We start from the raw sequence: 14,504 nt of genomic DNA, 5'->3' as shown, positions 1-14,504 counted from the left end.
CCGGAGGCCGCGCGCCTCGGATTACCAGATCTTCGCCAGGCCGCAGGGCCGCTCTCCAGGGCCTCCGCAGGCCTGTGGTCAGCCCGCCTGCGGATCGCCGGGGGTGTACGTGACGTGCACCACCTGGCCGTCCTTGCCGAGGAGGCCGAGGTCCTTGCCGTTGACGTACGCGTGCACGGCCCCGCCGTTTCCGAGCACCAGCTTGATCTGCTTGGCGTCGGTGAAGGTCTGGTCCTGGCCGTCGCTGATGTTGTTCTGGAACAGCGACTTCCCGCTGCCGTCCACCGCGGACACCCAGCTGGTGCTGCCCTCGGCGACCAGCTTCACGGTGACCTTGTCGGCCGGGACGGCGGCGATCGCGGCCGCACTCGGCACGGGCGCCGGCGGCTGCACGGTGGGCGAGGGCACGGAGGCGACCGAGCCGGTGCCGGAGCCGCTGGGCAGCGGCGCGCTGGCGGAGCCGGTGCCGGTGTGGCCGTCCTTGCCGCTGACCAGGTTGAAGCCGATCAGGACGACCACCACGACGATCGCGGCGACCATGGCCGCCGCCCAGTTCGGCCGGCCGCGGCCGGGCACCTTGATCGGGCCGCTGTCGATCAGCTGGGTCGGCCGCTTGGAGGCGGGCGAGCCGCCGTGCGCGGCGTCGTACCGGGCGATCAGGGCCTCGCCGTCGACGCCGACCTCGCGGGCGATCGCGCGGATGTGCCCGCGGGCGTAGAAGTCGCCGCCGCAGCGGCCGAAGTCGTCCTCCTCGATGGCATGGACGATCGGCACCCGGACCCGGGTCGCCGTACTCACCTGGTCCACCGTGAGCCCGGCCTCGATCCGGGCGGTGGACAGCACCCGGCCGATGCTCGGGGCATCGGCCGCCTGCACCGCGTCGTCGGTCGACTCGACGGACGACGGGGCGTTCTCGCGGTCGGGGGACTTGCCGATGGTCACGGGGCACGCCTTTCGAGCGGATGGCCACCTGCTGGGGAACAGTCTAGGGGCGCGGGCGGATCGTTTCTCAAGCGGAACAGGCCCGAATGCGCGCGCCCGCCCCGACGGGGGCCCGGCTCCCCGCTGAACGGCCGTCAGCGGGCCCGCACGGGGAACCCGGGGGGTTCGCTTTCCGGCCTGTGACGCGGCGTACGGACGTTCGGTTCCCCTGCACGCGCCTACCCTCCTCCGAACGAGTGAACACTCGCCGCGGGCGCGGGTCGTCAACCGCGCAGGCCGACCAGCACCCCGTCCAGCTCGTCCGGCTTCACCAAGACGTCGCGGGCCTTGGAACCCTCGCTCGGCCCGACGATCCCGCGCGACTCCATCAGGTCCATCAGCCGCCCCGCCTTGGCGAAGCCGACCCGGAGCTTGCGCTGGAGCATCGAGGTCGAGCCGAACTGGGTGGAGACCACCAACTCGGCCGCCTGGATCAGCAGGTCCAGGTCGTCGCCGATCTCCTCGTCGATCTCCTTCTTGGCCCCGCCGCCGACCGTCACGTCGTCCCGGTAGACGGCGGTCAGCTGGTCCTTGCAGTGCTGCACCACCGCGGCGATCTCCGCCTCGGTGACGAACGCGCCCTGGAGGCGGATCGGCTTGCCGGCGCCCATCGGCAGGAACAGCGCGTCGCCCTTGCCGATCAGCTTCTCCGCGCCGGGCTGGTCCAGGATGACCCGGGAGTCGGCCATCGCGGAGGTCGCGAAGGCCAGCCGGGACGGCACGTTGGCCTTGATCAGACCGGTGACCACGTCCACCGAGGGCCGCTGGGTGGCCAGCACCAGGTGGATGCCGGCCGCGCGGGCCAGCTGGGTGATCCGGACCACCGAGTCCTCGACGTCGCGCGGCGCCACCATCATCAGGTCGGCCAGCTCGTCGACGATCACCAGCAGGTACGGGTACGGGGTCAGCTCGCGCTCGCTGCCCGGCGGCGGGGTGACCGTGCCGGCCTTCACCGCCGCGTTGAAGTCGTCCACGTGCCGGAAGCCGAACGCCGCGAGGTCGTCGTAGCGCAGGTCCATCTCGCGGACCACCCACTGGAGGGCCTCGGCGGCCTTCTTCGGATTGGTGATGATCGGCGTGATCAGGTGCGGGATGCCCTCGTACGCGGTCAGTTCGACCCGCTTGGGGTCGACCAGCACCATCCGCACCTCGTCCGGGGTGGCCCGGGCCAGGATCGAGGTGATCAGGCAGTTGATGCAGGACGACTTGCCCGCGCCGGTCGCGCCGGCCACCAGGATGTGCGGCATCTTGGCGAGGTTGGCCATCACGGTCTGGCCCTCGACGTCCTTGCCCATGCCGACGACCATCGGGTGGGTGTCCTCGGCGGCCGTGCGCGAGCGCAGCAGGTCGCCGAGGTTGACCATCTCGCGGTCCCGGTTGGGGATCTCGATGCCGACCGCGGACTTGCCCGGGATCGGGCTGATGATCCGCACGTCGGCGCTGGCCACCGCGTACGCGATGTTCTTGGCGAGCGCGGTGATCCGCTCCACCTTGACGGCCGGGCCGAGCTCGACCTCGTAGCGGGTCACCGTCGGGCCCCGGGTGAAACCGGTGACCCTGGCGTCCACCTTGAACTCGGTGAAGGTGCTGCTGAGCTGGGCCACCACCTCGTCGTTGAGGGCGCTGCGGGCCTTGGCCGGGCCGCCGCGCTCCAGCAGGTCGAGCGGGGGCAGCGCGTAGGTGACGTCGCCGGCCAGCTGGAGCTGCTCCATCCGCACCGGCGCCGGGCCGTGCTCCTCGGGCGCGCCCGGGCCCGCGCTGCGGGCGGCCGGGACGGCGGCCTCCTCCGGCGGGACGGTGCGGTCCTGCACCTGGTGCATCATGTTCGCCACCGCCGAGGAGGCGGGCACGCCGTAGACGAGTGCCCCGTCCAGGTCGGCGGCGGCGCCGGCGGCGAGGTCGCGGGTGGCGTACGGGTCCAGCGGCTCCTTGTCCAGGGACACCCGGACGGCATCGGGCTGGTCCTCGTCGTCCGCCGGCTTGCGGCGGCGGCGCCGACGGCGGGCCGCCACCTCGTCGCCCGGGTCCTCGCTGCCCACGGTGAACGGCAGCGCGGAGGGGTCCGCGTCCTCGGGCGGCTCGGTGGACAGGTCGCGCTCCGGCGTACGCCCCTCGCGCAGCTCGTCCTCCGGCCCGGGCTCCACCACGCCGAGCCGCACGCCGGCCGACCGCAGCCGCTCGGGGATGCGGTTGACCGGGGTGGCGGTGACCACCAGCAGGCCGAAGAAGGACAGCAGCAGGAGCAGCGGCACGGCCAGCGCCGGCCCGGCGGCGGCCATCATCGGGGTGGACACGGCCCAGCCGATGATCCCGCCGGCCGCCCGTATCCGCGAGGCGCCGCTGCCCATCATGGGCGCGCCGCAGCCGATGTGCACCAGGCCGAGGACGCCGACCAGCAGCGCGCTCAGGCCGATCATGATCCGGCCGTTGGCCTCCGGCAGCTCCGGGTGGCGCCAGAGCCGGACCGCGATCCCGGCCAGCAGGAACGGCACCAGCACGTCGAGCCGCCCGAACAGCCCGGACACCACGGCGGTGGCCGCCTCGCCCAGCCAGCCCTGCGGGCTGAACCAGGTGCCGGCGGCAGTCACCAGCGCGAGTGCGAACAGCAGCAGGCCCAGCCCGTCCTTGCGGTGGGCGGGGTGGAGGTTCTTGGCCCCGTCGCCGAAGCCCCGGAAGATCGCGGCGATGCTGTTCGCCACGCCGAGCCAGACGGCCCGGACGGCCCGGAAGAGTATCGGCTTGGGCGGCGGCGGGGACGGCGGGGCCGGTTTGGCCGCCGCCCTCTTCGCCGGGGCCGCCTTCTTGGCCGCCGCCTTCTTCGCGGGCGGCTTGCCCGGGGCCTTCGCCGCGGCCTTCTTGGACGGTCCCGGACTCGGGTTGCGTGCCGCGCTTCCGGGCGTACGAGTGGCCATGGGTCAGCAGCCTACCGGGGTGGGCCACCAGTGCACATGTGCCCGAGCCGGGGCTCGGGGACGTGTCGCAGACACACCGTCACGCTGACCCGGTTTCACCCGGCCGCGTCGGAAATTCACCCGCAGGAGTGAACCCCGACGATCGGTTACGCGGTTCCCGGCCGGAGCGCGTCCAGGGCCCGGCGCAGCCCCGCCAGCTTGCGCTCCAGGTGCGCCGCGGTGGCCGCCACCCCGGCGTCCTCGACGCCGTCCAACTGCTTGCCCAGCGCCTCCGCCTGCTCCTCGACCGCCGCCAGCCGCGCGGACAGCTCGCCCAGCAGCGCCCCGCCGAGGGGCGGCTCGCCGCCGCCCGCCTCCAGTTGCAGCCGCAGCAGCGCGGCCTGCTCCTTCAGCTGGCAGTTCTTCACGTACAGGTCGACGAAGACCGAGACCTTGGCGCGCAGCACCCACGGGTCGAACGGCTTGGAGATGTAGTCCACGGCGCCGGCCGCGTAGCCGCGGAAGGTGTGGTGCGGGCCGTGGTTGATCGCGGTCAGGAAGATGATCGGGATGTCCCGGGTGCGCTCGCGGCGCTTGATGTGGGCGGCCGTCTCGAAGCCGTCCATCCCGGGCATCTGGACGTCCAGCAGGATCACCGCGAAGTCGTCGGTGAGCAGCGCCTTGAGCGCCTCCTCGCCGGAGACGGCGCGCACCAGCGTCTGGTCCAGCGCGGAGAGGATCGCCTCCAGCGCCAGCAGGTTCTCCGGTCGGTCGTCGACCAGGAGGATCTTCGCCTTCTGCATCAGGGCTCGCCCTCCTGTCGCCTGCCTGCCGCCCGGTGATGGCACTCGCGTACTGCCCACCGCTACCCCGGTCATGCTAGCCGCACCCCCTCGCCCGGCACATCGCTCCGTCGTGACCCGATCCGGAGCGGCGCGCGCCCAGTGCTCCGGCGCACGCTCAGCAATGTGTCGCCGTCCGGTCACTGTTCGCAACGATCGGTGACCCTACCCGGTTCCCGGGCCCGACCGCCAGCAAACCGGCCCACCGGACGGCGCGAACTCCGGAGCCCGCCCCGGAGTTCGCGCCCTCCCCTGGCGCTACGCGCGGTCCGCCCGCAGCCACTCGCGCATCACCGCCAGCAGGTGGTCGGTCTCCACCGGCTTGGTGATGTGGTCGGTGGCGCCCGCCTCCAGCGACTTCTCGCGGTCGCCCTTCATCGCCTTGGCGGTCAGCGCGATGATCGGCAGGCCGGCGAACTGGGGCATCCGGCGGATCGCCTCGGTGGTCGCGTAGCCGTCCATCTCCGGCATCATGATGTCCATCAGGACCAGCGCCACGTTCTCGTGCTGCTCCAGCATCTCGATGCCCTCGCGCCCGTTCTCGGCGTACAGGACGGTCAGGCCGTGCTGTTCCAGCACGCTGGTGAGGGCGAACACGTTGCGGACGTCGTCGTCCACGATCAGCACCTGCTGGCCGTCGAAACGCACGTCGCTGCGGCTGGGGCGGGGCGGCGCGGGCTCCACCGGGCGGGTCCCGGCGGCGGCTTCCAGGGAGGCGCTGCGCCGGCGCTCCACCGCGCCGCGGCGGCGCTCCTCGGCCAGCTCGCGGACCTCCTGGGCCCAGTGGTCGGCCGGGTTCTCGCCGACCGGCACGGGCACCCCGATCGGGGTCACGCCGACGGAGGCGCGCAGCGCCGGGACGCTCGACACGACCGGGCGCTCGACCTGGGTCGGGTCCGGGGCCTCGGTGCGCAGCGGCAGGTAGAGCGTGAACGTGGAGCCCTTGCCCAGCTCGCTCTCGGCGTGGATCTCGCCGCCCAGCAGCCGCGCGATCTCGCGGCTGATCGACAGGCCGAGCCCGGTGCCGCCGTACTTGCGGCTGGTGGTGCCGTCGGCCTGCTTGAACGCCTCGAAGATCTCCCGCAGCTTGTTGCCGGGGATGCCGATGCCGGTGTCGGAGACCGCGAAGGCGATCAGTTCGTCGTCCGGGTCCTTGATCGAGCCGGACTCCAGCAGCCGCTCGCGCACGTGCTGCGGGACCTCCGCGCCGGCCGGGGAGATCGAGAAGTCGACCGCGCCGGCGTCGGTGAACTTGACGGCGTTGGAGATCAGGTTGCGCAGCACCTGCTGGAGCCGCTGCTCGTCGGTGTGCAGGGTGACCGGCAGGGCGGGCGAGACCCGGACGGCGAAGTCCAGGTTCTTGTCCAGCGCGACCGGCTGGAAGGTGGCCTCGACGTAGTCGACCAGCTGGACCAGGGCGATCCGGGCCGGGCGGACGTCCATCTTGCCGGCCTCGACCTTGGAGAGGTCGAGGATGTCGTTGATCAGCTGGAGCAGGTCGGATCCGGCGCCGTGGATGGTGTCGGCGAACTCGACCTGCTTGGGCGAGAGGTTGCCCTCGTTGTTGTCGGAGAGCAGCTTGGCCAGGATCAGCAGCGAGTTGAGCGGGGTGCGCAGCTCGTGCGACATGTTGGCGAGGAACTCGCTCTTGTACCGGGAGGCCAGGGCGAGCTGCTCGGCGCGCTCCTCCAGGACCTGCCGGGCCTCCTCGATCTCGCTGTTCTTGATCTCGATGTCGCGGTTCTGCTGGGCGAGTTGCTCGGCCTTCTCCTGCAACTCCTCGTTGGTGCGCTCCAGTTCCTCCTGGCGCGCCTCCAACTCGGCGGATCGCATCGAGAGTTCGGCGGTGAGCCGCTGGGACTCCAGCAGCAGGCCCTCGGTCTTGGTGTTGACGCTGATGGTGTTGACGGTGACGCCGATCAGGTCGGCGATCTGGTTGAGGAAGTCCAGCGCGACGGTGGTGAAGGAGCTGAAGGTGGCCAGCTCGATCACGCCCAGCAGCCGGCCCTCGAACAGCACCGGCAGCACCACGATGTGGGCCGGCGAGGCCTCGCCGAGGCCGGAGGCGATCTTGAGGTATCCGGGCGGCGCCTCCTTGAGGATGATCGCCCGCTTCTCCACCGCGGCCTGCCCGATCAGCGACTCGCCGGGCCGGAAGGTGGTCGGCATCGCGCGCCGCTGGTAGCCGTAACTGCCGATCAGCCGCAGGACGGTGTCGTTCTCGTCGTCGTCCTCGGTGATCAGCTCGGCGGTGCGGCCGGCCGGCTGGGCGAGGAAGAAGGCGCCGTGCTGGGCGGAGACCACCGGGGTCAGCTCGGTCATGATCAGCGAGGCGACGGCCTCCAGGTCCCGGCGGCCCTGGAGCAGGCCGGAGATCCGCGCCAGGTTGGTCTTGAGCCAGTCCTGCTCCTGGTTGGTGCGGGTGGTCTCGCGCAGGTTGGCGATCATCTGGTTGATGTTGTCCTTGAGCTCGTCGAGCTCCCCCGCGGCGTCCACGTCGATCCGCAGGCTCAGGTCGCCCCTGGTCACGGCGGTGGCGACCTGGGCGATCGCGCGCACCTGCCGGGTCAGGTTGTTGGCCAGTTCGTTCACCGATTCGGTGAGGTCCTGCCAGGTGCCGTCCACGCCGGGTACCCGGGCCTGACCGCCGAGCCGCCCGTCGGTGCCCACCTCGCGGGCGACCCGGGTGACCTCGTCGGCGAACGCCGACAGCTGGTCGACCATGGTGTTGATGCTGGTCTTGAGCTGGAGGATCTCGCCGCGCGCGTCGACGTCGATCTTCTGCGAGAGGTCGCCGCGGGCCACCGCCGTGATCACCAGCGCGATGTTGCGGACCTGGCCGGTGAGGTTGTTGGCCATCAGGTTGACGTTGTCGGTCAGGTCCTTCCAGATGCCGGCCACGCCCGGCACGCTCGCCTGACCGCCCAGGGTGCCGTCGGTGCCGACCTCGCGGGCCACCCTGGTCACCTCCACCGCGAAGGAGGAGAGCTGGTCGACCATGGTGTTCAAGGTCCCGGCGAGGGCGGCGACCTCGCCCTGCGCCTCGATGGTGATCTTCTTGGACAGGTCGCCGCGGGCCACCGCGGTGGCGACCTCGGCGATGTTGCGGACCTGCCCGGTCAGGTTGGAGGCCATGAAGTTGACGTTGTCGGTCAGGTCCTTCCAGATCCCCGACACCCCGCGCACCCGCGCCTGGCCGCCCAGGATCCCCTCGGTGCCCACCTCGCGGGCGACCCGGGTCACCTCGTCGGCGAACGCCGACAGCTGGTCGACCATGGTGTTGACGGTCGTCACCAGCTCCAGGATCTCGCCCCGGGCGTCGACGGTGATCTTCTTCGACACGTCGCCGCGCGCCACCGCCGTGGTCACCTCGGCGATGTTGCGGACCTGGCTGGTCAGGTTGTTGGCCATCAGGTTGACGCTGTTGGTCAGGTCCTTCCACGTCCCGGACACCCCGGGCACGCTCGCCTGACCGCCGAGGATGCCCTCGGTGCCGACGTCCCGGGCCACCCTGGTGACCTCGTCGGCGAAGGCGCCCAGCTGGTCCACCATCGTGTTGATGGTGTTCTTCAGCTCCAGGATCTCCCCGCGCGCGTCCACCTGGATCTTCTGCGACAGGTCGCCCTTGGCGACCGCGGTCGTCACCTGCGCGATGTTGCGCACCTGATCGGTGAGGTTGTTCGCCATGAAGTTGACGTTGTCGGTCAGGTCGCGCCACACCCCGGCCGCCCCGGGCACCTGCGCCTGGCCACCGAGCCGCCCCTCGGTGCCCACCTGGCGGGCCACCCTGGTCACCTGTTCGGCGAAGCCGGAGAGCTGGTCGACCATCGTGTTGATGGTGTTCTTCAGCTCCAGCATCTCGCCGCGCGCGTCCACCTCGATCTTCTGCGAGAGGTCCCCGCGCGCCACCGCCGTGGTCACCTGGGCGATGTTGCGCACCTGGCCGGTCAGGTTGTCGGCCATGAAGTTCACCGAGTCGGTCAGGTCCCGCCAGACCCCGGCCACGCCCGGCACCTGCGCCTGGCCGCCGAGCCGGCCCTCGGTGCCCACGTCCCTGGCCACCCCGGTGACCTGGGCGGCGAACCCGTTCAGCTGGTCCACCATCGTGTTGACGGTGTTCTTCAGCTCCAGCATCTCGCCGGCCACCTCGACGGTGACCTTGCGGGACAGGTCGCCCTTGGCCACCGCGGTGGTCACCTGGGCGATGTTGCGCACCTGCGCGGTCAGCCGGCCGGCCATGGTGTTGACCGAATCCGCCAGGTCCTTCCAACTGCCGGACACACTGCGGACCTTGGCCTGGCCGCCCAGCTTGCCCTCGGTACCCACCTCGCGGGCCACCCGGGTCACCTCGTCGGTGAACTCCGAGAGCTGGTCCACCAGCCCGTTGACGGTCCGGCCGATCTTGAGGTACTCGCCGCGCAGCGGGTGGCTCACCCCGTTGCTGTGCAGCGAGCGCAGCTCCATCTTCTGGTCCAGGTCGCCCTCGGCGATCGACGAGAGCACCCGGCCCACCTCGGCCATCGGACGGGCCAGATCGTCGATCAGCGCGTTGCAGTTGTCGACGGCCGCCATCCAGGCGCCCTCGCCCGCGCCGGTCTCCAGCCGCTCGTTCAGCCGGCCCTCGCGGCCCACCGCCCGCCGCACCCGGGCCAGTTCTCCGGTCAGGTGCTGATTGCGCTCGGCGACCTCGTTGAACACCGCGGCGATCTCCGCCAGCGGCCCGTCCCCCGGAACCGTCAGCCGGCGGCGGAAGTTGCCGTCCCGCATCGCGGTCAGCGCGGCCAACAGCTTCCGCAGTTCGGCCGGCTCCGCCCCCCGGTTGTGGCTCACTCGCCGGCCGGCCGCGTTCCGCGGCGCGGTCCCGGACCGCCCACCGCGCGGAACGGGCGGCGTCGTACCGGTTGCGTCCTTGGTGGCCGAACTCAACGGGCCCCTCCCACATCGTGAACTTTCCGGTGACCGTCCGTGCCGGTACGGCACGCACCGGGGCACCGGCCCGGTCGGGCTGCGTACCGGCGCCCCACGCGGCACACCGGCACCCGCATCGACCGTACTGCTCCGACCGGCCGTCGCGGACCCCCCAGTCTGGCAGCACCGGCGCCGGGTATACGGCCGGTTGCGCCCGGTTGGTAGCCGACCGTCCGAAACAGGTGGGCAGAATCACTCTCAGGTGCCTGTTTCAACGCCCCGCCCCCACGGGGAACCAAGCGGAAAGTAGGGTGGAGCGCTGCACCGGGCCATGACCCGACCCAGCGCCGCCACCCCGGCGGCACGCACCGGGAGTCGGCGCCACGCCCCGGACAGTCAAGGCCAGAGCAGCAGAGGAGAAGTGGCAACGTGGTCACCGCGCGCGCAGCCGCCACCTTCGCCCCCGACGGCCGGTCCGCAGCCGCCGCCCGGGGCTTCGTACGGGACGCGCTGCTCGGCTGGGGTCTGCCCGAGGTCGTCGACGACGCCGTCGTCCTGGTCAGCGAACTGGTCACCAACGCCGTCGTCCACGCCGGCACCGCCGCCGAGGTGTGCTGCCTGCGCGAGGAGGGCACCGTCCGGATCGAAGTCACCGACCACCACCCCGAACGCGGCCTGCCCTCCCTCGGCGACGGCCCCGTCACCTCCTCCGACCGCTACGCCGACCCCGACGGCGAGGGCGGCCGCGGCCTGCTGATGTGCTCCGCCCTCGCCGAGCGCTGGGGCGTCGAGTACGCGGCCGGGCGCAAGACCGTCTGGTTCCGGCTCGCCCTGCCCGCCCCCGTGGCCGGCACCCGCTACGCCGTCCCCGCGACCCCCGGCAGCGACCTGCCCAGCGGCCCCGGCCCGGTGCACGTCGCCGTCGTCCAGCTCGACGAGGACGGCCGCGTCCTCGCCTGGAACCCGGACGCCGAGGCGCTCTTCCAGTACCCCGCCACCACCGTCCTCGGCCGCCCCTGGGCCGACCTCGCCGTCTGGCCGCAGTCCGCCGGCCGCGGCCTCGGCCTCGCCGACACCCTGCGACTGGCCCGCTGGGAGGGCAGCTACGGCGTCCGCCGCGCGGACGGCCACGAGGTCGAGGTGTACGGCGTCCAGGTCCGCGTGCGCGACACCGAGGGCGTCCCCTCCACCCTCTGCCTGCTCGTCCTCGAACCCGACCGCGCGGTGCTCCGCTCCCCCGCCCGCGCCCTGCCCGGCGAGCGCTCCGACCCGACCGGCCCCCGACTCGACCTGCTGGCTGGCCCGGTCGCCACCGACGACCTCGACACCCTGCTCCAGCGCACCGTCGAACGCGCCCGCGACCTGCTCGACGCCGACGCCGCGTACCTGCTGCTGACCACCGACGACGAGACCGAGTTCGAGGTCCGCGCCGCCACCGGCTTCACCTCCGGACACCGTCGGCACACCCGCTTCCCGGTCGACACCGGCAGCCGCTACGACTCCGCCCGGCTGCCCTCCGTCCACGAGGACCTCACCGCCCGCCCGACCGGCCTGCCCCTGCTCACCGGCAGCGGCATGCGTTCCCTGGTCACCGTCCCGCTCAAGGTCGAGGGCCGGCTGATCGGCTCGCTCGGCATCGCCACCGCCGCGCCCGGCCGCTACGACAACGAGGACGCCCTGCGGCTGCAGTTCGCCGCCGACCGGGTCGCCCTCGCCGTCGAGAGCACCCGGCTGACCGAGCTCGAACGACTCCGCCGGGGCTCGCTGTCCTTCCTCGTCGAGGCCTCCGACCTGCTCGCCGGCACCCTCGAACACGAGCAGACCCTCGCCCTGATGGCCCAGATGGCCGTCCCCACCCTCGCCTCCTGGTGCGCCGTCTACACCAAGGGCGACCACCGCGCCGCGGCTGGCCTCGCCTTCGTCCTGCACGAGGACGAGGACCGGATCGACCCGCTGCGCGACCTGCTCGACAAGACCCCGGCCCCCGACGCCGGTCCGACCCACGGCGTCCGCTTCTGGTCAGCGCCCGCCGAGACCGCCGCCGCCGGCGGCCTCACCGACAGCCCCGAACTCGCCGGACTGCTCGGCGAGACCGTCGTCCTGCCGCTGACCGCCCGCAACCGGGTCATCGGGCTGCTCGCGCTCGGCGTCCCGGCCGGCGTCCGGTTCCGCCAGGAGATCCTCGAACTCGCCGAGGACCTCTCCCGCCGGGCCGCCCTCGCACTCGACAACTCCCGCCTCTACTCCGAGCGCACCGCCACCAGCCAGGCCCTGCAACGCAGCCTGCTCCCGCCGGACCTGCCCGAGATCCCGGGCGTCGAGGTCGACGTCTACTACCAGGCCGCCGGTGAGGGCAACGAGGTCGGCGGCGACTTCTACGACCTGTTCACCATCCGCGAGGGCACCTACGGCTTCGCGATCGGCGACGTCTGCGGCACCGGCCCCGAGGCCGCCTCGGTCACCGGCCTCGCCCGGCACTCGCTGCGCCTGCTCGCCCGCGAGGGCCTGGACGCACCGCAGGTGCTCCGCCGCCTCAACGCGGCCATCCTGGACGAGGGTTCGCGCAGCCGCTTCCTCACCCTGCTCTACGGCGAGCTGACGCCCCGCCCGGACGGCAGCACCGAGCTGTCCCTGGTCTGCGCCGGCCACCCGCTGCCGCTCCGGCTGCGCACCGACGGCCAGGTCGACCGGGCCGCCACCCCGCAGCCGCTGCTCGGCGTCATGGAGGACCTCGACCTCACCGCCGAGCGCCTGGTGCTCTCCCCCGGCGAGGTCCTGCTGTGCGTCACCGACGGCGTCACCGAACGCCGCGAGGGCAGCCGGATGCTGGGCGACGACGGCCTCGCCGAGGTGCTCACGGGCTGTACCGGCCTGACCGCCGGGGCGGTCGCGATGCGGGTGCAGCGCGCCGTCGAGCGCTTCGCCCCGGAACCGCCGTCCGACGACATGGCCATCCTGACCCTGCGGGTGCCGACCCAGCGCACCTCGTGAGCCGACGCCGCCTCTCGGTCAGCCCCCGGCGTCCCGGTCGGCCCTGAGCGTTCCACAACTGACATCGTCACAAATTGTTATATTCACAAGGGTACAAGCGAGTACGGCCGGGTACACCGATCTCACCGGGGAATCCCCCGGCGGGGACACGACCGGCGGCTCTTCCGCCGGCCCATCACTTCTGACCGCAGCCCGCGCACGCTCCAGCCGTGCGCCCTCGGCGCGGTCGCGCGCATCCACCTCATCGGACCACACCACTGCGTTGACTGCGCCCTGCGCGCGCCCAAAGTGAAAGGAGCCTCCGGTGAGCAACGAAGCTACCGGGGCAACGAACGCCCGCTCCACCGGAGCCGACGCGGGTAACCTCGGCTACCTCGCACTCGGCCTCACACTGCTCGCCTACGGCCTGCTCTCCACCGGCGTCCTGAGCGGCACCGGGGTCGGGGACGCGGCACACCTCGCCCACCTGGTCGGCGGAGTCACCCTCTTCATCGCGGGCCTGTGGCAGCTCCGCGGCGGCGAGGGCTTCACCGGAACGGCCTTCACCAGCCTCGGCGCCTTCTGGGCGACCTGGTCGGCGGCCGGCGGGGCGGGCAAGAACGCCGCCGGCCTGTTCCTCCTGCTCTGGGCCCTGCTCGCCCTCACCCTGACCGCCGCCAGCTGGGGCGCGGGCCTGTTCAGCCGCGCCGTCTACGGCCTGCTGACGCTGTCCCTGCTGCTGAACGCCATCGCCGCCTTCGGCGGCTACAGCGGCCTCGCCAAGTTCGCCGGCTGGATCGCGGCCGTCTCCGGGCTCACCGCCTGGTACTGGGCCACCTCCGCGCTCAGCAACGGCTCCTGGGGCAGGATCGCCCTGCCCGTCAAGTGACCCGCTGCGGCTGATCCGCCGTGGCGCGCCGGGGTCGGACCTCCGTGTCGACGGAGGCCCGACCCCGGCGACGTGCCACCAGGGCCTGGGCGGCGTACGCGAACAGCAGGATCACGACGGCGACGATGCCGTCCGCCCAGAAGTGGTTCGCGGTCACCACGACCACCGCGACGGTCAGCACCGGGTGCAGCACCATCGCCCACCGCAGCGGGCTCCGCGAGACCCGCACCACCGCGACCGCCGCCAGCACGCACCACGCGACGTGCACCGAGGGCATCGCCGACAACTGGTCGGCCACCACCACACCGCCCACCGCGCCCCCGTACACCGACTGCCCGTACTCGGCGGCCACGTCGACGAACCCGTGCTGCGGCAGCATCCGGGGCGGCGCCACCGGGATGAACTGCACCAGCAGACAGACCGCCGTGGTGATCACCACCGTGTTCCGCACCCACGCGTACCGCTCCCGGTGCCGCACGAACACCCAGAGCAGCACCGCCAGCATCACCGCGAAGTGCATCGCCGCGTAGTAGTAGTTCGCGAGCCTCACCAGCACCGGGTACGGCGTGACGGCCGCCTGCCAGGACGCCTCGTCCGGTAGACCGATCGCCGACTCGGTGCGGTGGATCCAATCCGCCCGGTCCAGCGCGTGGTCCCCGCTCATCACCGAGAGGTGACCCACCAGCTGCCAGAGCGCGAACAGTGCCAGCAGCGTGCCGGCCTCCCGCAACAGCGCCGACAAGGACGGCTTCCGGACCCTGGCGGCGGCGTACGCCCCGCCGTAGAGAGCGACCGCGGCGCCCCCGGCGGACTGCCAGGTAAGGGTCAGGTTCTGCAACGGATCGCGCCTCTCCGACAAACTCTGGTTCGTGTGTTGGCAGAGGTTAACGCAAAAAGACCCCCTCCCGGACGGGAGGGGGTCTTTTCGGAATGATTGTTCGGCGGCGTCCTACTCTCCCACAGGGTCCCCCCTGCAGTACCATCGGCGCTGTAAGGCTTAGCTTCCGGGTTCGGAATGTAACC

At 72.1% G+C, this 14,504-nt stretch carries 7 protein-coding genes and 1 rRNA gene; 2 read left to right on the top strand and 6 right to left on the bottom strand.

The window, feature by feature from the left end; translation table 11 throughout:
• Positions 1–78: 78 nt before the first annotated feature.
• The 4 genes from AC07BF_RS23175 to AC07BF_RS23160 all read right to left on the bottom strand — a co-directional run bounded on the left by AC07BF_RS23175 (position 79) and on the right by AC07BF_RS23160 (position 9,481).
• The gene (locus tag AC07BF_RS23175) at positions 79–942 is read right to left on the bottom strand and encodes a helix-turn-helix domain-containing protein (RefSeq protein WP_363584611.1); all 864 of its coding nucleotides are present in this window, start codon (positions 940–942) and stop codon (positions 79–81) included.
• 263 nt (positions 943–1,205) lie between these two features.
• Positions 1,206–3,893 carry a DNA translocase FtsK gene (locus AC07BF_RS23170; protein WP_478333868.1) on the bottom strand — a complete coding sequence of 896 codons (2,688 nt, stop codon included), beginning with the start codon at positions 3,891–3,893 and terminating at the stop codon, positions 1,206–1,208.
• 146 nt (positions 3,894–4,039) lie between these two features.
• Complete coding sequence (locus AC07BF_RS23165) at positions 4,040–4,678, bottom strand: response regulator (protein WP_063351395.1); 639 nt, start codon at positions 4,676–4,678, stop codon at positions 4,040–4,042.
• Positions 4,679–4,972: 294 nt separating this feature from the next.
• Positions 4,973–9,481 (bottom strand): HAMP domain-containing protein, encoded by a 4,509-nt coding sequence (locus tag AC07BF_RS23160; RefSeq protein ID WP_400808729.1) that lies wholly within the window; start codon positions 9,479–9,481, stop codon positions 4,973–4,975.
• 570 nt (positions 9,482–10,051) lie between these two features.
• On the opposite strand from AC07BF_RS23160, the gene AC07BF_RS23155 reads away from it, so the two are divergent.
• Positions 10,052–12,613 carry a SpoIIE family protein phosphatase gene (locus tag AC07BF_RS23155; RefSeq protein WP_400808589.1) on the top strand — a complete coding sequence of 854 codons (2,562 nt, stop codon included), beginning with the start codon at positions 10,052–10,054 and terminating at the stop codon, positions 12,611–12,613.
• A 304-nt stretch (positions 12,614–12,917) separates the two neighbouring features.
• Entirely contained in the window at positions 12,918–13,481 is a 564-nt protein-coding gene (locus AC07BF_RS23150; RefSeq protein ID WP_363584619.1) for a GPR1/FUN34/YaaH family transporter, read from the top strand.
• Here AC07BF_RS23150 and AC07BF_RS23145 read toward each other — a convergent pair.
• A complete protein-coding gene (locus AC07BF_RS23145; RefSeq protein WP_478317815.1) occupies positions 13,474–14,319 on the bottom strand; it encodes a phosphatase PAP2 family protein in 846 nt (281 codons plus the stop codon). The genes AC07BF_RS23150 and AC07BF_RS23145 overlap by 8 nt on opposite strands.
• Before the next feature lie 98 nt (positions 14,320–14,417).
• A 5S ribosomal RNA gene (gene rrf / locus AC07BF_RS23140) occupies positions 14,418–14,504 on the bottom strand; the annotation flags it as partial.

Source organism: Kitasatospora sp. NPDC043950, from assembly GCF_056435345.1.
Note: the sequence above shows the minus strand (reverse complement) of the source record. Positions and strands in the feature narration are given on the sequence as shown.